General features: G+C 69.2%; 18 protein-coding genes and 1 pseudogene. 8 read left to right on the plus strand and 11 right to left on the minus strand.

The window, feature by feature from the left end; all coding sequences use genetic code 11:
- Nucleotides 1-95: 95 nt before the first annotated feature.
- The 5 genes and pseudogenes from gyrA to ligA form a co-directional block, all read right to left on the minus strand.
- Nucleotides 96-2792, minus strand: a complete 2697-nt coding sequence (gene gyrA / locus P6166_RS14825; RefSeq protein ID WP_277765217.1) for a DNA gyrase subunit A — start codon at nt 2790-2792, stop codon at nt 96-98.
- 168 nt (nt 2793-2960) lie between these two features.
- Entirely contained in the window at nt 2961-4019 is a 1059-nt protein-coding gene (gene mtnA, locus P6166_RS14830; protein ID WP_277765218.1) for an S-methyl-5-thioribose-1-phosphate isomerase, read from the minus strand.
- Between the two features lie 30 nt (nt 4020-4049).
- Nucleotides 4050-4649: pseudogene (locus P6166_RS14835) on the minus strand (DUF3011 domain-containing protein); the annotation flags it as partial.
- Nucleotides 4650-4864: 215 nt separating this feature from the next.
- Nucleotides 4865-5824 (minus strand): EF-P lysine aminoacylase EpmA, encoded by a 960-nt coding sequence (gene epmA, locus P6166_RS14840; protein WP_277765219.1) that lies wholly within the window; start codon nt 5822-5824, stop codon nt 4865-4867.
- Entirely contained in the window at nt 5821-8289 is a 2469-nt protein-coding gene (ligA, locus tag P6166_RS14845) for an NAD-dependent DNA ligase LigA (RefSeq protein ID WP_277765220.1), read from the minus strand. The genes epmA and ligA overlap by 4 nt, the downstream gene beginning before the upstream one ends.
- Nucleotides 8290-8420: 131 nt before the next feature.
- Between ligA and P6166_RS14850 the strand changes: the two genes are divergently transcribed.
- A complete protein-coding gene (locus tag P6166_RS14850; RefSeq protein WP_277765221.1) occupies nt 8421-9533 on the plus strand; it encodes a pyridoxal phosphate-dependent aminotransferase in 1113 nt (370 codons plus the stop codon).
- Between the two features lie 402 nt (nt 9534-9935).
- On the opposite strand, the gene zipA is transcribed toward P6166_RS14850, so the two are convergent.
- The 6 genes from zipA to P6166_RS14880 all read right to left on the minus strand — a co-directional run bounded on the left by zipA (nt 9936) and on the right by P6166_RS14880 (nt 16390).
- The gene (zipA, locus tag P6166_RS14855) at nt 9936-10673 is read right to left on the minus strand and encodes a cell division protein ZipA (RefSeq protein ID WP_277765222.1); all 738 of its coding nucleotides are present in this window, start codon (nt 10671-10673) and stop codon (nt 9936-9938) included.
- Between the two features lie 111 nt (nt 10674-10784).
- Nucleotides 10785-14288, minus strand: a complete 3504-nt coding sequence (smc, locus tag P6166_RS14860; RefSeq protein ID WP_277765223.1) for a chromosome segregation protein SMC — start codon at nt 14286-14288, stop codon at nt 10785-10787.
- A gap of 236 nt (nt 14289-14524) precedes the next feature.
- Entirely contained in the window at nt 14525-14977 is a 453-nt protein-coding gene (gene rplI, locus P6166_RS14865; protein ID WP_277765224.1) for a 50S ribosomal protein L9, read from the minus strand.
- Between the two features lie 124 nt (nt 14978-15101).
- Nucleotides 15102-15332 carry a 30S ribosomal protein S18 gene (gene rpsR, locus P6166_RS14870; RefSeq protein ID WP_002804494.1) on the minus strand — a complete coding sequence of 77 codons (231 nt, stop codon included), beginning with the start codon at nt 15330-15332 and terminating at the stop codon, nt 15102-15104.
- A gap of 11 nt (nt 15333-15343) precedes the next feature.
- Complete coding sequence (rpsF, locus tag P6166_RS14875; protein WP_057642987.1) at nt 15344-15781, minus strand: 30S ribosomal protein S6; 438 nt, start codon at nt 15779-15781, stop codon at nt 15344-15346.
- Between the two features lie 270 nt (nt 15782-16051).
- Complete coding sequence (locus tag P6166_RS14880; RefSeq protein ID WP_277765225.1) at nt 16052-16390, minus strand: iron-sulfur cluster assembly accessory protein; 339 nt, start codon at nt 16388-16390, stop codon at nt 16052-16054.
- A 219-nt stretch (nt 16391-16609) separates the two neighbouring features.
- Between P6166_RS14880 and asnS the strand changes: the two genes are divergently transcribed.
- The 7 genes from asnS to P6166_RS14915 are packed head-to-tail and all read left to right on the plus strand — an operon-like array spanning nt 16610 to nt 20698.
- Nucleotides 16610-18004 (plus strand): asparagine--tRNA ligase, encoded by a 1395-nt coding sequence (asnS, locus tag P6166_RS14885; RefSeq protein WP_277765226.1) that lies wholly within the window; start codon nt 16610-16612, stop codon nt 18002-18004.
- Between the two features lies 1 nt (nt 18005).
- Nucleotides 18006-18260: a hypothetical protein gene (locus tag P6166_RS14890; protein ID WP_277765227.1), complete on the plus strand. Its 255-nt coding sequence runs from the start codon at nt 18006-18008 to the stop codon at nt 18258-18260.
- Nucleotides 18257-18562 (plus strand): hypothetical protein, encoded by a 306-nt coding sequence (locus tag P6166_RS14895; RefSeq protein WP_277765228.1) that lies wholly within the window; start codon nt 18257-18259, stop codon nt 18560-18562. The genes P6166_RS14890 and P6166_RS14895 overlap by 4 nt, the downstream gene beginning before the upstream one ends.
- Nucleotides 18559-18867 (plus strand): hypothetical protein, encoded by a 309-nt coding sequence (locus P6166_RS14900; protein ID WP_277765229.1) that lies wholly within the window; start codon nt 18559-18561, stop codon nt 18865-18867. Before P6166_RS14895 ends, P6166_RS14900 begins: the two co-directional genes overlap by 4 nt.
- Nucleotides 18867-19505, plus strand: a complete 639-nt coding sequence (locus tag P6166_RS14905) for an FMN-binding negative transcriptional regulator (RefSeq protein ID WP_277765230.1) — start codon at nt 18867-18869, stop codon at nt 19503-19505. The genes P6166_RS14900 and P6166_RS14905 overlap by 1 nt, the downstream gene beginning before the upstream one ends.
- An 8-nt stretch (nt 19506-19513) precedes the next feature.
- Nucleotides 19514-20176, plus strand: a complete 663-nt coding sequence (gene can / locus P6166_RS14910) for a carbonate dehydratase (RefSeq protein WP_277765231.1) — start codon at nt 19514-19516, stop codon at nt 20174-20176.
- A 6-nt stretch (nt 20177-20182) separates the two neighbouring features.
- Nucleotides 20183-20698, plus strand: a complete 516-nt coding sequence (locus P6166_RS14915) for a 3-hydroxyanthranilate 3,4-dioxygenase (protein ID WP_277765232.1) — start codon at nt 20183-20185, stop codon at nt 20696-20698.
- The last annotated feature ends 177 nt before the right edge of the window (nt 20699-20875 follow it).

Here is a 20875-nt window from a genome sequence, read left to right on the forward strand (position 1 = left end):
CGGGCGCGCGTTTCGGCCCGGCGCACCTTTTGGCGCTGTGCACAGCAAAACGCCGGCTTGCGCCGGCGTTTGCTATTCCTGCTCATCGCGGGAGATTACTCCTGCGCGGGCGCCTGGTCCCCGGCCGTCTCGGCCACCGGCTCGTCGAGCCCCTCGTCGCCTTCGTCCAGCGAGGCATCCAGGCGTTCCACCGCCTGCAGCTTCTCGCCCTTCGACAGGCGGATCAGGGTCACGCCCTGGGTATTGCGGCCCACGCGCGAGATTTCCGAACCGCGCGTGCGCACCAGCGTACCGCCATCGGAAATCAGCAGCACTTCGTCGCGCCCGCCCAGCAGCACCGCGGCCACCAGCTTGCCGTTGCGGTCGCTGGTCTGGATGCCGATCACGCCCTGCGTGCCGCGGCCCTTGCGCGGATACTCGGCCAGCGCGGTGCGCTTGCCGTAACCGTTCTCGGTGGCGGTGAGGATGTAGGCCGCGCCGGTGTCCTCGACCTCGGGCTGCGCCGCTTCCTCGCCGCCGTTCTCCACCACGTCCTCGGCCACGTCGTCTTCGGCTTCGTCATCGCCGCCACCGGCCGATTCGGCGACGATCAGGCTCACCACCTCCTCGCCGTTGGCCAGGCGGATGCCGCGCACGCCGGTGGCGGTACGGCCCATCGAGCGCACGCGGTCCTCGCCGAAACGCACGGTCTTGCCGTTGGAAGCGAACAGCAGGATGTCGCGCTCGCCGTCGGTGAGCGCCACGTCGACCAGCGCATCGCCCTCGTCAAGGTTGATGGCGATCTTGCCGCGCGCCAGGCGGAACGCAAATTCACTCAGCGGGGTCTTCTTCACCGTGCCGTTGCGGGTGGCGAAGAACACGTACTGGCCCTCGGCGTACTCGCGCACCGGCAGCACCGCCTGCACGCGCTCGCCGGCTTCCAGCGGGATCCAGTTGATGATCGGGCGGCCACGCGCGTTGGAGCCGGCCTCCGGCAGCTGGTGCACCGGCAGCCAGAACACCTTGCCGCTGCTGGTGAACGTCAGCAGCGTGTCGTGCGTGTTGACCAGCCACAGGTGGTCGATGAAATCCTCTTCCTTCGTCGCCGCCGCGCTGCGGCCACGGCCGCCGCGACGCTGCGCGCGATACGCGCTGACCGGCTGGCGCTTGGCGTAGCCGGCGTGCGAGAGCGTGACCACCACGTCTTCCGGGGCGATCAGGTCGAGGATGTCGAGGTCTTCTTCGCTATGGCGGATCTCGGTACGACGTTCGTCGCCGAATTCCTCGCGCACGTTGTTGAGCTCGTCGCGGATCACCTGCAGCAGCACATCCGGGTTTTCCAGGATGCGGATCAGGCCGGCGATGACCTCCAGCAGCTGCTTGTATTCCTCGGTGAGCTTGTCCTGCTCCAGGCCGGTCAGGCGGTGCAGGCGCATTTCCAGGATCTGCTGCGCCTGGACCTCGGTCAGCTGGTAGAAGCCGCCGACCAGGCCCACGCCCTTGGGCAGGTCTTCCGGCTTGGAGGCCTCCGCGCCGGCGGCACCCAGCAGCGCGGCCACCAGGCCCGGCTCCCAGGTCTTGGCCAGCATGCGCTCCTTGGCTTCCTGCGGATTGGCCGAGGTCTTGATGAGCTCGATCATCTCGTCGATGTTGGCGAGCGCGACCGTCAGGCCTTCCAGGATGTGCGCGCGGGCGCGCGCCTTGCGCAGTTCGAAGATGGTGCGGCGGGTGACGACCTCGCGGCGGTGGCGCAGGAACGCCTCCAGCATCTCCTTGAGGTTCATCAGCTTCGGGCGGCCATCGACCAGCGCCACCATGTTGATCCCGAACACCGACTCCATCTGGGTCTGCTGGTACAGGTTGTTCAGCACGACCTCGGCCGATTCCCCGCGCTTGACCTCGATGTAGATGCGCATGCCGTCCTTGTCGGACTCGTCGCGCAGCTCGCTGATGCCGTCGATCTTCTTTTCCTTCACCAGCTCGGCGATCTTCTCGATCAGACGCGCCTTGTTGACCTGGTAGGGAATCTCGGTGACGACGATCGCCTCGCGGCCGTTGTCGGCCACTTCGACCTCGGCCTTGGCACGGATGCGCACGCGGCCGCGGCCGGTGCGATAACCGGCCACGATGCCGGCGGTGCCGTTGATGATGCCGGCGGTCGGGAAATCGGGGCCCGGGATATATTCCATCAACCCGTCAACGTCGATCTCCGGGTTGTCGATCAGCGCGATGCAGGCGTTGATCGACTCGGTGAGGTTGTGCGGCGGGATGTTGGTCGCCATGCCCACCGCGATGCCGGCCGAACCGTTGACCAGCAGGTTCGGGAACCGGGTCGGCATGACCGTCGGCTCCAGTTCCTTCTCGTCGTAGTTGGGCTGGAAATCGACGGTTTCCTTGTCGATGTCGGCAATCAGCTCGTGCGTCAGGCGCGACATGCGCGCCTCGGTGTAACGCATCGCCGCGGCGGAGTCGCCGTCGACCGAACCGAAGTTGCCCTGGCCATCCACCAGCAGGTAGCGCAGCGAGAACGGCTGGGCCATGCGCACCAGCGTGTCGTAGACCGACTGGTCGCCGTGCGGGTGGTACTTACCGATCACGTCACCGACGATACGCGCCGACTTGTAGTACGGCTTGTTGCTGTGCGCGCCCAGCTCGTTCATGGCGAAAAGCACGCGGCGATGCACCGGCTTGAGGCCGTCGCGGGCATCCGGGAGGGCACGCCCCACGATCACGCTCATCGCGTAATCGAGGTAGCTCTTGCGCATCTCGTCTTCCAGGTTGACCTGGATGATTTCCTTGGCGGTTTCTGCCATTCGCTGCCCGTGTCTCGTTCAGTTTGGACGCCGGAAAACCCGTGCCGCGCGGCCTTGCGCGGGGGCCTTCCTTCAACCCACGGATTGTATCACGAAGGGGGAATTTCGCCTTGTTTGGACAAGGACTTGGCGGGCCGCAGGGGGCCTTGCGGCCCCGCCCGCCGGCGGTCAGCCAAAAGCGGCGCGCATCTTGTCCGGCGTCGGGTTTTCGATCACGCCCCGCTCGGTCACGATGGCGTCGATCAGCGTGCCCGGGGTGACGTCGAACACCGGGTTCCAGGCGGCGATGCCCTCGGCCACGGTGCGGGTGCCACCGATGCCGAACAGCTCGCCCGGGTCGCGCTGCTCGATCTCGATCTGCGCCCCGTCGGCGGTGTCCATGTCCACCGTGGAGGACGGCGCCACCACCATGAACTTGACGCCGTGGTGGCGCGCGGCGATCGCCAGCTGGTAGGTGCCGATCTTGTTGGCGGTATCGCCGTTGGCGCAGATGCGGTCCGCGCCGACCACCACCCACTGCACCGCGCCGGTCTTCATCAGGTGCGAGGCGGCCGAGTCGGCGATCAGGGTGGCGTCGATGCCGTCCTGCTGCAGCTCCCACACCGTCAGGCGCGCGCCCTGCAGCCATGGCCGGGTTTCCCCGGCGAACACGCGGCCGATGCGGCCCTGGGCCATGCCGGCGCGAATCACGCCCAGCGCGGTGCCGAAGCCGGCGGTCGCCAGCGAGCCGGTATTGCAGTGGGTCAGCACGCCGCTGCCCGGGGCGATCAACCCTGCGCCCAATGCGCCCATGTGGCGGTTGGCGGCCAGGTCCTCGTCGGCGATGGCCTGCGCCTCGCGCTCCAGCAGCGCGCGCCAATCGCCGCCGGCACCTTCCAGCGCGCGGCGCATGCGCGCCAGCGCCCAGGCCAGGTTCACCGCGGTCGGGCGCGCGGCATTGAGCCGCTGCAGCGCCGGTTCCAGCTTGCGCGCGGCCTCCTCGCCGTCGCTGGCTTCCAGCGCGCGCGCGGCCAGCACCACGCCCCAGGCCGCGGCGATGCCGATCGCCGGCGCACCGCGCACGGCCAGCGCGTGGATGGCGTGGGCCACCTCGTCGCTGTCGTGGCAGTGCACGTGCTCCACGACGAAGGGCAGCTTGCGCTGGTCGAGCAGTTCGAGCAGTTCGCCCGTCCACAGGATCGGGCGGATGTGGTCGTAGCGGGCGTAGTCGATGGCGGTGTCGTTCATCGCCCCATTGTAGCGCCGGGGGCGAGCGGGTCAGTCCACCACGAATTCACCGCGGCAGCCCTGGTCGACCCACACCCCGTCGCGGCTCCAGCCCCAGCTGCTGCCTTCCACGCAGGCGCTGTTGGACAACTGGCGCTGCAGGTGCGCGGCGCGATCGATGGTGACCCCGCACATGCGCCGGGTCTTGCCCTTGGATTCGCAGGTGATCGCGCGGGGCATCTCGACGAAACCGCTGCCGTCCTCGGCGCCGAGCTCGAATTCGCCCTCGCAACCGCGCGAGACCCAGATCTCGTTGCGGCGCACGCCCCAGCTGCGGCCTTCCTTGCAGGGCCACACCGACAGCTGGCGCAGCAACCGCACCGGCGCGCCGCGCAGCATCACCGGGCAGCTGTTCTGGCGGCCGTCCGACTCGCAGCGCACCACGCGCCGCATCGGCACCTCGCCGACCGGCCGCAGCGCACGGAATTCGCCGCGGCAGCCCAGCGCGACCCAGATGCCGCCCCGCTCGACATCCCACTCGCTGCCGCGAATGCAGGTGTTGCCGGAGAGCTGGCGCACCAGTTCCACGCCGTAGCGCGTGTCCATCGCACAATGCTCGCGGCCCATGTCGCGCGACTCGCAGCGCACCAGCGCATCGGGCGGCGGCGCCTGCGCGGCTACCGGCATGGCGGCCATCGCCAGGACCGGCACGGCGACCCGTGCGGCCAGGCGCCGCCATGTCCACTCCCGCCGGCGCCCTGCCCCGACCATCGCTCGCCCACCCTGCTTGAAGGATTCAGCCACGCATACGGCGTTGGCGGCGCGATCAGACCATTCCCGGCGTGAAGAAAGCAATACGAAGGGCCTCAGGCGTGCGCGAAATCGAACGCCAGCACGTCGGCGATGCGCGGCGTATCGCACAGCGCCATCAGCAGACGATCCATGCCCACCGCCACGCCGGCGCAATCGGGCAGGCCCGACAGCGACGCCAGCAGCGCTTCGTCCAGCGGCGGCTGCGGCAGGCCACGGGCGGCGCGCACGCGCAGGTCGCGCTCGAAGCGGGCGCGCTGCTCGGCGGCGTCGTTGAGCTCGTGGTAGCCGTTGGCCAGCTCGACGCTGCCCAGGTAAAGCTCGAAGCGCTCGGCCACCGGCGGATCGCCCGGGCGGATGCGCGCCAGCGCGCACTGCGTGGCCGGCCAATCGTGCACGACGGTGATGCGATCGCGCGGGAAAGCCGGCTGCAGACAGTGGGTCATCAGCAGGTCCAGCCAGTCGTCGCGTGTCAGCCCCTCGCCGTCGATGCGCACCTGCGCCAGCGGCGCCTGCAGCTGCGCCAGCGAGGCGGTGAACGGGTCCACGCCGGCGCCTTCGATGAACAGCTCGCGGTAGGTCGTGGTCCATACGCTGGCCGCGCGGCCCACGCGCGCCAGCGCGCGCTGCACCAGTTCGATGGTCTCGGCGGCCAGGCGGCGGTCGTCCCAGCCGACGCGGTACCACTCCAGCATGGTGAACTCGGGGTTGTGGCGCCCGCCCGCCTCGCCGTTGCGGAACACGCGGCCCAGTTCGTAGCAATCGCCCACGCCGGCGGCGAGCAGGCGCTTGAGCGGGTATTCGGGCGAGGTGCGCAGCCAGCGCAGCGCCGGGCCGGCATCGACATGGCCGGTGAAGCGCGTGGTGAAGCTCTCGATGTTCGGCTCGGTATTGCCGGCGGCCGACATCACCGGCGTCTCCACCTCCAGCACGCCGCGCTCGGCGAAGAAGGCGCGGAGGTCGGCGTTGACGGCCGCGCGCAGGCGCAGCGCGCCCAGGTCGATGCGCGTGCTCATGCGCCGTGCTTGCGCAACAGCGCCAGCAGCTGCGCCTCGTCCCACACCGGCACGCCGAGCGCCTGCGCCTTGTCCAGCTTGGAGCCGGCTTCGCTGCCGGCCACCACGAAGGCGGTCTTCTTCGACACGCTGCCGGCGACCTTGGCGCCCAGCGCCTCCAGGCGCTCCTTGGCCTGGTCGCGGGTCAGCTCCACCAGGGTGCCGGTCAGCACCACGGTCTGGCCCTCGAGCGCGCCGGCGGCTTCGTCGTCCGCCTCGGGCAGGCGCGCCAACAGCGCCTGCAGGCCCTGCTGGGCGCGCTGCGCGAAAGCATCGTGCGCGGCCAGCCACGCCTGCAGCGATTCGGCCACCGCCGCCGGCACGCCGGCCGCGGCCAGCGCGTCGGCATCGGCGCGGCGCAGCGCATCGAAGTCGGCGAAGGCTTCGGCCACCTGCGTGGCGCGCACGGCGGTGACCTTCGGAATCTCCATGTCCTCCAGCAACCGCGCGAACGACAGCTCGCCGCGCAGCTTCGCGCTCGGGGCATGGGTATCGGCAATCACCACGCCGCGTTGCAGCAGCGCGTCGATGGCGTCCTGGTTGCCGGCCTGGTCGAAGAAATGGCCGATGGCGCGCGCCACCTCGCCGCCGACATCTGGCACGCGCTTGAACAGCGGCCACGGTAGCGTACGGATCAGGTCGAGATCGCCGAACCAGTGCGCCAGTGCCTTGGCCGTGCTCTCACCGACATGCTCGATGCCCAGCGCATAGAGGAAACGCTCCAGCGACGTGTTGCGGCTGGCATCGAGCGCGGCCACCAGGTTTTCCGCCCACTTGGTGGCGATCTTCTTGCGGTTCCAGTCGAACGCCGGCAGGCCGGCGCGCAGCAACCCGGCCTGCCAGCCCTCGCCGTCCAGCGCTTCCACGCGCTGGGCGAGCTGGCGGTAGCGGGCTTCGGCGAGGTGTTCGCGGGCCTCCCGCAGGAAAGCCTCGGGCGTCTCGGCACCGGTCACCAGGCGCAGCGCCAGCAGCTGGTCCAGGTCGAGCAGGTACAGGTCGGCCACGCCCTGCACCACGCCGCTGTCCACCAGCACCTCGATGAACTTCTCGCCCAGCCCGTCCACGTCCATGGCGCGGCGCGAGACGAAGTGGCGAATGGCTTCCTTGCGCTGCGCCGGGCAGGTCAGTTCGCCGGAGCAGCGCCACACCGCCTCGCCCTCCTCGCGCACGATCTCCGAACCGCACACCGGGCACTGCCGCGGCATCTGCCATTCGACGGTGCCGGGCGGGCGCTGGTCGGCGATGACGCTGACCACCTCGGGAATCACGTCGCCGGCGCGGCGCACGATCACCGTGTCGCCGACGCGCACGTCCAGGCGGGCGATCTGGTCGGCGTTGTGCAGCGTGGCGTTGGTCACCACCACGCCGGCCACGTGCACCGGCTTGAGCCGTGCCACCGGGGTGGCCGCGCCGGTGCGGCCGATCTGGATCTCGATCGCCTCCACCGTGGTCGACTGCTCCTGCGCGGGGAACTTGTGCGCGATCGCCCAGCGCGGCGCGCGGGCAACAAAACCCATCTCCCGCTGGCCGGCCAGATCGTCGAGCTTGTAGACCACGCCGTCGATGTCGAACGGCAGTGCGTCGCGCCGTTCGCCGATGCGGCGGTAGTAGTCGAGCAGGCCGTCGGCGCCCTGCACCACTTCGACCAGGTCGCTGACGGGGAATCCCCACTCGCGCAGCTGGGCGAGGATGCGCGAGTGCCGGTCGGGCAGCGCGCCGCCTTCGACCTGGCCCACGCCGTAGGCGTAGAAGCTCAGCCGCCGCTGGCGGGTGACGCGCGAATCGAGCTGGCGCAGCGAACCGGCCGCGCCATTGCGCGGGTTGGCCAGCACCTTGCCGCCATGCAGGCGCGCGTGCTCGTTGTAGGCCTCGAAATCGGCACGCGACATGTAGACCTCGCCACGCACTTCCAGCACCGCCGGCCAGCCTTCGCCACGCAGGCGCAGCGGGATCGCATCGACGGTGCGCAGGTTGGCGGTGACGTCCTCGCCGGTGGTGCCGTCGCCACGCGTGGCGCCCTGCACGAACACGCCCTGCTCGTAGCGCAGATTGATCGCCAGGCCGTCCATCTTGGGCTCGGCGGAAAACGCCGGGGCGCGCGTGTCCAGGCGCTCGTCGATGCGGCGCACGAATTCCTGCACCTCTTCATCGCTGAAGGCGTTGCCCAGCGAGAGCATCGGCACGGCGTGGCGCACCTCGGCAAAGCCGCTACCGGCCGGCGGTGCGTGGCCGACGCGCCGGGTGGGCGATTCGGCGCTGGCCAGCTCGGGGTGGGCCGCTTCCAGTGCTTCCAGCTCGCGCATCAGCGCGTCGTAGGTGGCGTCGGGAATTTGCGGCTCGTCGAGCACGTGGTAGCGGTAATTGGCGTCTTCGAGTTGGCGGCGCAGGTCTGCGGCGCGCTGGGCGGGATCCGGGCGAGCGGTCATCGGTCGAAAACGGCACTGAATACGGAAGCGGAATTCTAACGAGGGCGCGGCGAAGGTGGCATGAGGCGGGGGCTCTTGTGGTGGCGGGCCCTGCCCCGCTAGCGTGCGCTGTCCCCGCCTGGAGCCGTGCCGTGTCCGCTTCCGTGTCCCGTCGTTCGTTCCTGCAGCTGGCCGGTGCCGGCCTGGCCGCGTCCTCGCTGGGCGCGGCGCCCGTGGCGCTGGCCGCCGCCCCGGCCAATGCCGTGGCGGTGGACCACAAGGTCTATCTCAACTTCAACGAGTGCCCGCTGGGGCCGTCGCCGGCAGCGTTGCAGGCGATGTCTCGCGGCCTGGCCAGCACCGGGCGGTATCGCTTCGAACTGGCCGGACAACTGCGCGACCTGATGGCCACGCAGCTGGGCGTGCCGGCGGAGCGGCTGCGGCTGTATCCGGGATCGAGCGATCCGCTCAACCGCGCCGGGCATGTATTTACCTCGCCGCAGGCCGCGGTGGTGGTGCCGGATCCGACCTTCGAGGCGGTGGCCGAGGTCGCCGCGGCGCATGGGGCACCGGTGCGCAAGGTGCCGTTGGCGACGGATTTCAGCCATGACGTGGAGGCGATGGCGGCGGTGGACCCGCGGGCGGGGCTGATCTACGTCTGCAATCCCAACAACCCGACCGGCTCGGTGACGCCGCGCGCGCGCATCGAGTGGTTGCTGGCGCACAAGCCGGCCGACGCGGTGGTGCTGGTGGACGAGGCCTACATCCACTACAGCGAGCAACCCTCGGTGGTGGACCTGGCGGCGACGCGCGATGACCTGGTCGTGCTGCGGACGTTCTCCAAGCTCTACGGCATGGCGGGATTGCGGCTGGGGGCGGCCGTGGCGTCGCCGGGGTTGCTGGGGCGGCTGGACCAGATCGGCGAGAACCCGCTGCCGGTGCCGGCGCTGCTGGCGGCCGAGGCGAGCCTGCGCGACGGTGGGCTGGTGCCGACGCGGCGCGCGGCCAATGCGCGGATTCGCCAGCAGACGGTCGATTGGCTGCAGGCGCAGGGCTATGCGTGCATTCCGAGCGAGTCGAATTGCTTCATGGTCGATATCCGGGCCGACGGCCAGGCATTCGCGCAGGCGATGGCGGCGCAGGACGTGGTGGTCGGGCGTAGTTGGCCGATCTGGCCGCAGCGGGTGCGGGTGACGGTGGGGACGGAGGCGGAGATGCAGCGGTTTCGGGCTGCGTTTGCTTCCGTTTTGAAGGGTGGCGGGTAATTTGTTGTTCGGCTGTTCGGTTGTTCGGCTGTTCGGTTGGCGTCGCGCGGCGTGCGGGGGCGAAGCGCGCTCGGGGGACGCCAAAAACTGCATCCATGCGGGGCTCGTCAGGCGACATCCATGTCGCCAGACGCCCCCGAGCGCGCTTCGCCCCCGCACGCCCCACGGATTGCCTCGACCGGTGAGTGAAAGCGGATCGCAGCACGCTGAAAAGCCGTGGCATGGCCACGGCTTTTCTTCAATTTTGCCTCTGGAGGAGAGCCCCCCTTTGTTAAGGGGGGCGCGGCGAAGCCGCGGGGGATAGGCAAGGGAAGCGCGGGGCCCCGAAGTTTGCTTTGCAAACTTTGGGCAGCTGATCCCGCAAAGCGGGATCAGCTGCGCCGCCGTTGACGAAGGCCCTCGCTACCAGCGAGGCGCCTTCGTCAACGGCGGGGCCTGGTGCTGGCGGTCGTAGGCGCGCAATTCGTCGCGGATATGCGCGATGCGCTGGCGGCCAAGGGCGTTGCGGCTGTCGTCCAGCACCACGCCTTCGAGCAGTTCGGCCATGCGCTGCACGGTAGGCAGCATCTTTTCCCAGGCGTCCAGCGCGGTCATCGGCGCCGGCAGGGTCAGGAAGAAGGCGATGGCAGGCGTCTCCATGGCGCGGATGTTCGCCATGTCGAAGCTGCCCGGCTTGAGGATGCTGGCCATGCTGAAGATCGGGCCGCGTTCCGGGTGCCCTTCCACCAGGCGGTGGAAGACGTTCATGTGCCCGAAGGTCAGGCCGGTCTTCTCGGCCGCCACCACGATGTCCTCGCCACGCAGTACCTGGCCGGCCTTGGCGGCGACGAACAGCGAAACGATCTTGTCGAAATCCTGCGAGGGGCGCTTGCCCAGTTCGCTCGCCGCGGCGTCGGCCGCGCCCAGCCCGAGTTCGGGCTGCGATACGGCCTCGCCGCTGTAGTCGCCCGTTTCGGCGCCCGGGGCGTCATCGCCCAGCACCGGTTCGCGGCGTTCGCGCGCGCCCGGCTGCGGGGCCGGCTCGCTGTCCACGCGGCGCCCTTGCGGCGCCTTCTTTGGCCGGCCGAACAGGAAAATCGCCGCCACCAGCAGCACACCAACGATCAGGATGCCAATTCGCATCATGGCCATGTCGGACATCAGCGTCTCCGGCAATGGGTCTTGAAAGGGATTCGCATAAGCCTGTCAGCTAAACGGCGAAATTGAAACCCTGCGCGGGCGCGGCGTCCATGTTGCGGCGCAACCGCGGCATCAGGCCGCACCGGCCAGGCGCGCGGCTTCCTCCAGGTCCACGCTGACCAGGCGGCTCACGCCCGGCTCGCGCATGGTCACGCCGGAGAGCTGGTGCGCGGCCTCCATCGTCGCCTTGTTGTGGCTGACGAACAGGAACTGCACCTTCTCGCTCATTTCCTTGACCATGTTCGCCAGGCGGCCGACGTTGGCCTCGTCCAGCGGGGCGTCGACCTCGTCCAGCAGGCAGAACGGAGCCGGGTTGAGCTGGAAGATGGCGAATACCAGCGCCACGGCGGTCATCGCCTTCTCGCCGCCGGACAGCAGCGAGATGCTCGACACGCGCTTGCCCGGCGGGCGCGCCATGATCGCCACGCCGGTATCGAGCAGGTCCTCGCCGGTCAGTTCCAGGTAGGCGTGGCCGCCGCCGAACAGGCGCGGGTACAGCGCCTGCACGCCGGCGTTGACGCGGTCGAAGGTGTCCTTGAAGCGGCCGCGGGTCTCGCGATCGATCTTGCGGATCGCGTCTTCCAGGGTTTCCAGCGCGGTGGTCAGGTCCACGTTCTGCGCTTCCAGGTACTCGGCACGCTGGGCGGCTTCGCCGTACTCGTGGATCGCCGCCAGGTTGACCGGCTCCAGCCGGCGCATGCGCCCGTCGATCTGCTGCACGGCCTGCTCCCAGTCCGCGACGCGGGCGTCTTCCGGCAGGGTATTGATGACGTCCTCCAGCACGAAGCCGGCCTTCGCCACGGCGGCCGAGAGCTGCTCGGCGCTCAGCACCAGCGCCTGCTGGTCGAGCTTGCGCTGGGAAATACGCTCGCGCTGCGCCAGCGCCTGTTCGTCGCGCTGGTGGCGGGTCTGTTCCAGGCCACGCAGTTCGTGGTCGATGCTGTCCAGCTGCGTGCGCGCCTCGGCCAGCACGCGCTCGGTGCGCACGCGCTCGCTCAGCGCGGCCTGGTGCTCCTGCTCCAGCGTCTCGACGGGCGAGTCGCCGTCGCTGAGCTGGGCAATCAGCTCCTCCAGGCGCGTGTCCAGCTGGCCGCGCTGGTTGCCCATGCGCTCCAAAGTCTGGCTGAGGGACGTCATCTGCGTGCGCTGCGATTCCAGCGTCAATGCGAGCGCATGCGAGGCATCGCGCACGCTGCGCGCGGCGTCGCGGGCCAGGTCGCGCGCTTCGGTGAGCTGGCGGCGCTCGCCTTCCAGCGCCTGCCGGGTGGCTTCCAGGTCGCCCATGCGGCCGACCGCGTCCTCGAGCTTGGCGCGCGCCTCGCGCGCCTGCTCGCGGCTGCTGTCCAAGGTTTCGATGAGCTGCGCCAGCTCGGTTTCGATGCGCTCGATGCGCAGGCGCGCGGTGTCCACCTTGCCCTGCTGGCTCTGCAACTGGCCGGCCAACTCCGAAACGCTGCGATGCGCCATGTACAGCTGGCGCTGCGCGTCCTCGCGTTGCTGCTCGGCGGCCAGCAGCTGGTCGCGGAAACTGGCCAGGCGGTGGTCGAGTTCGGCCTCGCGCTCGCCCAGCGTCTCGATCTGCGCGCGCAGTTCCTGGATCTCGCGCTCGCGCAGCAGCGCGCCCTGCTTGGCCGCGCCCGAGCGCGACACGCGCACCCAACCCTCGCCCAGGCGTTCGCCCTGGCGGGTGATCACCGAATCCTGGTCGCCGAGCTGGCGTTGCAGCTGGCGCGCGGCGGCCAGGTCGTCGGCCCCATGCAGGCGCGCGAGCAGGCGACGGATCGCCAACGGGCCGCGCACTTTCGCCGCCAGCGAGGTCGGGGCGAAGTCGCCCGCGCCCTCGGCATCGGCCACGAGCGCGATACGGCCATCGCCCAGTTCACCCAACGCGTCGACCAGCGCGGCCGGGTCGTCGACCAGCACGCCCTCGATCAGCTGGCCCAGCGCGCTTTCGACCGCGTTCTCCCAGCCCGCTTCCACGCTGATGCGCTCGCCCACGCGCGCGGCGCTGTCCAGCCCGCGCGACTTCAGCCACGCCACCGCGGCGCCCTGCTCCTGGCCGAGCGCGGCCTGCTGCAAGGTCTCCAGCGAGGACAGCCGGCCACGCGCGGCCTGTGCCTGCTTGCGCACCTCGGCGAGTTCGGCCTGGCTCCCGCGCTGCTGCTCCTGCAGCGCGGCCACGGCTTGCTTGCGCGTCTCGACCTGCTCGTTGAGGCCGTCCAACGCGGCCTTCTGGGTCTCGTGCTGCAGCTGGGCCTGTTCGAACGCGTCCGACAGCGCGTCCAGGTCCAGCCCGGCGCGCTCGCTCACCAGCGCTTCGCGGCGGCGGTCGGCTTCCAGCGCCTGGCGGTCGAGATAATCGACGCGGGTGCGCTCCACTTCGCCGGCACGCGAGGCTTCGCCGGTGTCGCGGGTGTGGTGCTCCCAGCGCTGCTGCCAGTCGGCCAGCCTGGCCTCGGCCTCGCGCAGGGCTTCCTGCTTGAATTCGTTTTCCTCGCGCAGCTGTTCCAGCTGCGGCTCGGCCGCTTCCACCGCTTCGCGCAGCACGGCCAGCCTGGCCGCGTCGCCGGTGATGTGCTGGGTGAGCTCCTGCAGCTGGCTCTGCGCCTCGTCGCGCGCCTTGTGCAGGCGCTGGGAGAGTTCGCGCTGGTGGTGGATTTGCTGCTCGATGCGCGCCAGCGTGCTGCCCACCTGGTAGACGTCCGCCTGCGCCTTGGCGAGCGACTCGGCGGCCTCCTCGCGCCGCACGCGGCCGGTCTCGATGCGCGACTCGGCCTCGCGCTGTTCGGAGATCAACTGCTGTAGCTTGGTTTCCTCGCGCGAGAGCGCCTCGCGCAGCCCCTGCACGCGGCCGTCCAGGCCCCGGTATTCCAGCGCCTTCCACTCGGCATCCTTGACCCGGCGCTCTTCCTGCAGCGCCTGGTACTGCTCGGCCTGCCGCGCCTGGCGCTTGAGATGCTCGAGCTGCTTGGTGATCTCCTCGCGCAGGTCGTTGAGGCGGTCCAGGTTCTCGCGCGTGTGGCGGATGCGCGTTTCGGTCTCCTTGCGGCGCTCCTTGTACTTGGAGATGCCGGCGGCCTCTTCCAGGTAGACGCGCAGGTCTTCCGGGCGCGCCTCGATGATCTGGCTGATCATGCCCTGCTCGATGATCGAGTAGCTGCGCGGGCCCAGGCCGGTGCCCAGGAACAGGTCGGTGATGTCGCGGCGGCGGCACTTGGTGCCGTTGAGGTAGTAAGCGCTGGAGCCGTCGCGGCTCACGGTGCGCTTGACCGAGATCTCGTTGAACGCGGCGTACTCGCCGCTGATGGCGTGGTCGCTGTTGTCGAAGATCAGCTCGACGGTGGCCTGCGAGACCGGCTTGCGCGCCGAGGAACCGGAGAAGATGACGTCGGTGAGCGAGTCGCCGCGCAGGCGGCTGGCCGAGCTTTCGCCCATCACCCAGCGCACCGCGTCGATGATGTTCGACTTGCCGCAGCCGTTCGGACCGACGACGCCGGTCATGTTGGTCGGCAGGTGCAGCGTGGTCGGGTCGACGAAGGACTTGAAGCCGGACAGCTTGATGGTGGAAAGGCGCATGTGGCGTCGGGTTCCGGGCGCCGCGGGGCGTCGCCAGCAGGTTTTACGGGGATTTCCGCGCCCAAGCCCTTGATCTGGTTCGGGTCCGGGCAGGCGGGCGTGGCAGCAGGTCTTGAGTATAGCGGGCGCGCCGCGGCCGGCGGAAAGCCGGCGCGGCAGCACGTTCGCGCGGGCGGGCCCGGAAAAAACAACGGGCGCCCTGGGGCGCCCGTTGCAGGATCACGGCGGTGCCGGGATCAGGCAGCGTCGGATTCGACGATGACCTTGACGGTCACTTCGACGTCGGCGTGCAGGTGCAGCAGGACGTCGTACTCGCCGATGTTGCGGAACGAGCCTTCGCCCAGGATCACTTCGCTCTTTTCCAGCGGCAGGCCAGCGGCGGTGAAGGCCTCGGCGATGTCGCGCGGGCCGACCGAGCCGTACAGCTTGCCTTCGGTCGAAGCGTGGGCCGACACGGTCGCGCTGGCGCCTTCGAACTTGGCGGCGCGGCTCTGCGCTTCGTCCAGCTGGCCCTTGGCCTTGGCTTCGTACTCGGCGCGCTTGGCCTCGAACGCGGCCAGGTTGGCCTCGGTCGCCGGCACGGCCTTGCCCTGCGGGACCAGGAAGTTGCGGCCGTAGCCCGGCTTGACGGTGACCTTGTCGCCCAGGTTGCCCAGGTTGGTCACTTTCTGCAGGAGGATCAGTTGCATGGTATTGCTCCGTTATTCGTTAGCGAGGGCATGGGCCGCCGCAACGGGGGCTGTCCGAATAGGACGGGAGGACGTGCGAGCCGCGGCCGGCGCGAAGGCCGGGCGCGGCGCGCGCGCGACGTGCTTAGACGTCGTGGTTGTCGGTGTACGGGATCAGCGCCAGGAAACGGGCGCGCTTGACGGCCGTGGCCAGCTGGCGCTGGTACTTCGACTTGGTGCCGGTGACGCGGCTCGGCACGATCTTGCCGTTCTCGGTCAGGTACTGGCGCAGGGTGTTGAGATCCTTGTAGTCGATCTCCTTGACGCCCTCGGCGGTGAACTTGCAGAACTTGCGACGACGGAAGAACTTGGACATGTCAGTGCTCCTTAGGCGGCTTCGGCGTTGTCGCCGTCGTTGTCGTTCGAGGCGTTGTTGCCGCCCTCGTTCTCATCGTCGTCACGACGACGACGCTCGCCACGCTCGGGCTTGTCGCCCTTCTCGTCCTTGCTCTTCATGATCAGCGACTGCTCGGTATCCGGGCCATCGCGCTTGATGACCAGGTTGCGCAGCACCGCGTCGTTGAAGCGGAAGCTCTCGACCAGCTCGTTCAGCACGGCCTGGTCGGCCTCGATGTTGATCAGCACGTAGTGGGCCTTCACCAGGTTCTGGATCGGGTACGCCAGCTGGCGGCGGCCCCAGTCTTCCAGGCGGTGGATCTTGCCGTTGCCATTCTCCACGAGCGACTTGTAGCGCTCGATCATGGCGGGAACCTGTTCGCTCTGGTCCGGATGGACCAGGAACACGACTTCGTAATGACGACTCATGTTTTTCTGCCTTTCGGATGTGGCCCCGGAGGGCCGGACAGCCCCCCGGCGGACGCCAGTGGGGCAAGGGTTCCCGCCCGGAACCGGGCAGGAAGCAGGAAATTATGGCAGTTCAGGGACTTAGGCGCAACGGTGGCGGCGGCCGGCCAGCGGCGCCCGGCGCGCGCAGGCGGCCCCTGGCGCGGGCGGGGGTCCGCGCCTCACGAAACGGGCGTGGGCCCGGGTGGGCTACGGTCGCGGCTGGACCGCGCCTACCGGGGCTGCCCGCGGTCAGGCCTTGTCGGCTTCGGTGGTGAAGCTTTCCCCGCAGCCGCATTCGGCCGTCGCATTGGGGTTGGAGAACGTGAAGGTCTCGCTCAGCCCGTGCTTGCCGAAGTCGATCCGGGTGCCGTCCACCAGCGGCAGGCTGTCGGCGTCCACGTAGATCCGCACGCCTTCCTGCTCGAACACGGCGTCGCCCTCGCGCTGGTCGCGGGCCAGCTCGGTGATGTGGCCCCAGCCCGAGCAGCCGGTGCGGGTCACGCCGAAACGCAGGCCGAGCGCGCCGGGGGTCTGCTGCACGAAGCGCTGCACGCGCTCCAGGGCGATGGGGGTGAGGCTGACTGCCATGGGGGAAGGCTCCGGGAATGCGGGTCGATTATAGGCCCGGCGGAAGACCCGGGCAGCGCCGGCGGCATGACACTGCGTCTTTCGCCCGGCTCCGCTTCAATGGGGTCCGCGGGCCCGCATCGCAAGCGCATGCCACCCGCCCTCGCCTCGCCACTGGGCCTTGCCGCATTTACACTTCCCGGCTCATTGGACAGTTCGCTGCGGCGAGGAAGAAACATCATGACGGTGGTCAGCGTTGAACATGCGCTTGCCGGGAAGATCCCGGAAGGCGGCGAGGCGACGGTACGGGGCTGGGTGCGCACGGTGCGCGGGTCTGCGAACCTGGCCTTCGTCAATGTCACCGATGGCTCCTGTTTCGCCCCGATCCAGGTCGTGGCGACCGATGCGCTGGCCAATTTCGAGGACATCAAGCGCCTGACCCCCGGCTGCTCGCTCATCGCCACCGGCACGCTGGTGAAGTCGCAGGGCAAGGGGCAGTCGTTCGAGATCCAGGCCAGCGCGATCGAGATCGTCGGCTGGGTCGAGGACCCGCTGACCTACCCGATCCAGCCCAAGCCGATGACCCCGGAGTTCCTGCGCGAGGTCGCCCACCTGCGCCCGCGCACCAACTTGTTCGGCGCGGTCACCCGCATCCGCAACTGCCTGGCGCAGGCGGTGCACCGCTTCTTCCACGAGAACGGCTTCAACTGGATCAGCACGCCGATCATCACCACGTCCGATGCCGAGGGCGCCGGGCAGATGTTCCGCGTCTCCACGTTGGACATGGCCAACCTGCCGCGCAACGCCGCCGGCGAGGTGGACTTCAGCCGCGACTTCTTCGGCAAGGAGACCTTCCTGACCGTCTCCGGCCAGCTCAACGTGGAGGCCTATTGCCTGGCGCTGAGCAAGGTGTACACGTTTGGCCCGACCTTCCGCGCGGAGAACTCCAACACCACCCGGCACCTGGCCGAGTTCTGGATGATCGAGCCGGAGATCGCCTTCGCCGACCTGGCCGAGGATGCACGCCTGGCCGAGGAGTTCCTCAAGTACCTGTTCCGTGCGGTGCTGGACGAGCGCGGGGACGACATGGCCTTCATCGCCGAGCGTGTGGACAAGAACGCGGTCAGCAAGCTGGAGGCGTTCATCAACGCGCCGTTCGAGCGCATCGAGTACACCGATGCGATCCGCCTGCTGCAGCAGTCCGGCAAGAAGTTCGACTTCCCGGTCGAATGGGGCCTGGATTTGCAGACCGAACACGAGCGCTGGCTCACCGAGGAACACGTCGGCCGCCCGGTGGTGGTGACCAACTACCCCGAGCACATCAAGGCGTTCTACATGCGCCTGAACGAGGACGGCAAGACCGTCGCGGCGATGGACGTGCTGGCGCCGGGCATCGGCGAGATCATCGGTGGCAGCCAGCGCGAGGAGCGCCTGGACGTGCTCGACGCGCGCATGGCGCAGTTCGGCCTGGATGCCGAGCACTACGGCTGGTACCGCGATTTCCGCCGCTACGGCACCGTGCCGCACGCCGGCTTCGGCCTGGGCTTCGAGCGCCTGGTGGTCTACGTGTGCGGGCTGGGCAACATCCGCGACGCGATCCCCTACCCGCGCGCGCCGGGCAGCGCGGAGTTCTGAGGTGACGCCGCTGCAGTGGGCGCTCACGGTGCAGCTGGCGCTGTACGGCGTGGCCGTCGTGGCGGCGGCCTTCTGCATCGTGCGGGCCGTGGGGCTGCAGCGCCGGGTATCGAGCCAGGGTGCCGGCCCGGAATGGTGGCATGGTGCCGAGGCACGCGCCGCGGTGGCGTATGCGCTGCGGCCACTGTGGTGGGCGATTGGCGCGCTGGTCGTCGGCGCGCTCGCCCCGCGCCTGATGGGAGCCCTGCACGGATGACCCTGTTCTTCGCCTTGTGCTTTTTCGGTGTCGCGGTGGCCGGCTTCTGCGCCTTCGTGATCTTCTGGCCATTGACCCTGGTACACCTGCGCGATCGCCACCAGGCGCTTGCGGCGGCGCTGGGGCCCGGTGCCTTCCTCAAGCCGGCCGCGCTGCAATGGCTGCTGGTGCGCCGCTATCGCGACACCGGCGACCGCGCGCTCTCCGGGCTGGCGACGCCGGCCTGGCTGGCGTTGCTCACTCTCCTGATCGGGCTGGGCATGGCGGCCCTGCTCGGCCTGCTTTCCACGGTAATCCAATGAACGACGAATACACGTACGAACAATGGTGGCTGGCCAGCCTGGGCCGATTGCTGGTGTGGGCCCGCTTGCGGGTGAAGGAGGCCGGCACGGCCGAGGTCCTCGACAGCGACGGCAACACGCTCGCCTACGACAGCGAGGACAGCGCCCGCGCGGCGCTGTTCGATGCCGAGTTCGTGGCCTTCGACGGCCTCGACGAGGAGGATGCGCTCGCGCGCGGCTTCTCGCTTTCCGAAGTGCAGCCACCGCGTGGCGAGGGCGACGAACTCATCCCGCGCATGACCCAGCACCTGGGCGGACGCGCCTGATGTACACCCCGCGCGCCTTCGTCGAAACCGACCTGGCCGCGCTGGACGGGCTCATCGCCCACGATCCTTTCGTCACCGTGGTCACGCTCGCCGAGGGCGTGCCGGAAGCAAGCCACCTGCCGGTGCTCTACCGGCGCGATGGCGAAGCGGTGGTCCTGGAAGGCCACTGGGCGCGGCCGAACCCGCAGGCGTCTGGCGGGCCGGCGCTGGTGATCGTGCAGGGACCGCACGCCTACGTCTCGGCCTCGTGGTATCCGGACAAGGCGCAGGCCGCGCGCGTGCCGACCTGGAACTACGCCACCGCCCACCTGCACGGCCGGCTGGAACCCTTCCACGACGAGGAGGCGCTGGCCGACCTGGTGGACCGGCTCAGCCGGCACTTCGAGGCGCGCGCCGGCGGTGACTGGCGCTTCGACCCGGCGGACCCGCGCGAGCGTTCGCAGCTGCGCGGCATCGTCGGCTTCCGCTTCGTGGCCGAGCGCATCGAGATGAAATTCAAGCTGAGCCAGAATCACCCGGCGGCGAACGTGGCGGCGGTGATCGCCGCGCTCGAGCGCCAGGACACCGACCAAACGCGTGCGACGGCCGCGCTGATGCGCGACCGTACGGCAGCGACTGTACAGGGGGCTGAAGGATAATGACCGACATGAACTCGCTCACCGATCTACTCGAAAAGAACCGCGCCTGGTCCGACCGCATCAACGAGGAAGACCCGGAATTCTTCGCCCGGCTTTCCAAGCAGCAGAACCCGGATTACCTGTGGATCGGGTGTTCGGATTCGCGCGTACCGGCCAACCAGATCATCGACATGGCGCCGGGCGAGGTCTTCGTCCACCGCAACGTGGCCAACGTGGTGGTGCACACCGACCTCAACTGCCTGTCCACGATCCAGTTCGCGGTGGACGTGCTCAAGGTGCGCCACATCCTGGTGGTGGGCCACTACGGCTGTGGCGGCGTGCTGGCGAGCCTGACGCAGGCGCGCCTGGGCCTGGTGGACAACTGGATCCGCCATGTCACCGACGTGGCCGACAAGCACGAGCGCTGCCTGCACGATGTATCCACGCTGCCGCTGCAGCATGCGCGCCTGTGCGAGCTCAACGTGCTGGAGCAGGTGGTGCACGTGGTGCGCACGACGGTGGTGCAGGACGCATGGAATCGCGGGCAGGAACTGACCGTGCACGGTTGGGTCTACAGCCTGCGCGATGGCCTGGTGCACGACCTGGGCCTGGACGTGAGCGCGAACGAGCAGCTCGACGCGCGCTACGCGGCGGCGCTGGCGAAGATCCAGGTCGACCGGCAGGAGCGCTGAGACCCGATGCTGCCCGCGCCGCTCAACCTGCAGGCCTGGGTCGAGGCCCATCGCGACCTGCTCAAGCCGCCGGTCGGCAACAAGTGCATCTACGACGGGGACTTCATCGTGATGGTGGTGGGCGGGCCGAACGTGCGCACCGATTTCCACTACGACGAGGGGCCGGAGTGGTTCTACCAGCTCGAAGGCGAGATGGTGCTCAAGGTGCAGGACGAGGGACAGGTCCGCGACATCCCGATCCGCGCCGGGGAGATGTTCCTGCTGCCGCCGAAGGTGCGGCATTCGCCGCGGCGCATGGCAGGCTCGGTCGGGCTGGTGGTGGAACGAAAGCGCCTGCCGCACGAGCGTGACGGGTTGATGTGGTATTGCCCCCAGTGCAACCACCTGCTGTACGAGGAGTTCTTCGCGCTCGGGAGCATCGAGGAGGATCTGCCGCGGGTGTTCGAGCGGTTCTATGGGTCGATCGAGCGGCGGACGTGTCCGCGGTGCGGGATGGTGCATCCTGTGCCTGGGGAGAGGTGAGAGGTTTTTTTTGTGGGGCGGCCGGTGGCCGCCTTTTTTTTGGGCTGAGAGTGGTGTTTGGGGGTTTGCCCTTCGATGTTGATCGGCTTGCATTGATCTCGCACGGCCTGCGGGGGCTGGGCCCTTTCGGGACACGCCGTGAACCCATCCATGGGGGCTCGTAGGCGACATCCATGT

The sequence above is a fragment of the Stenotrophomonas sp. HITSZ_GD genome (assembly GCF_029543105.1).
Lineage (GTDB): Bacteria > Pseudomonadota > Gammaproteobacteria > Xanthomonadales > Xanthomonadaceae > Stenotrophomonas_A.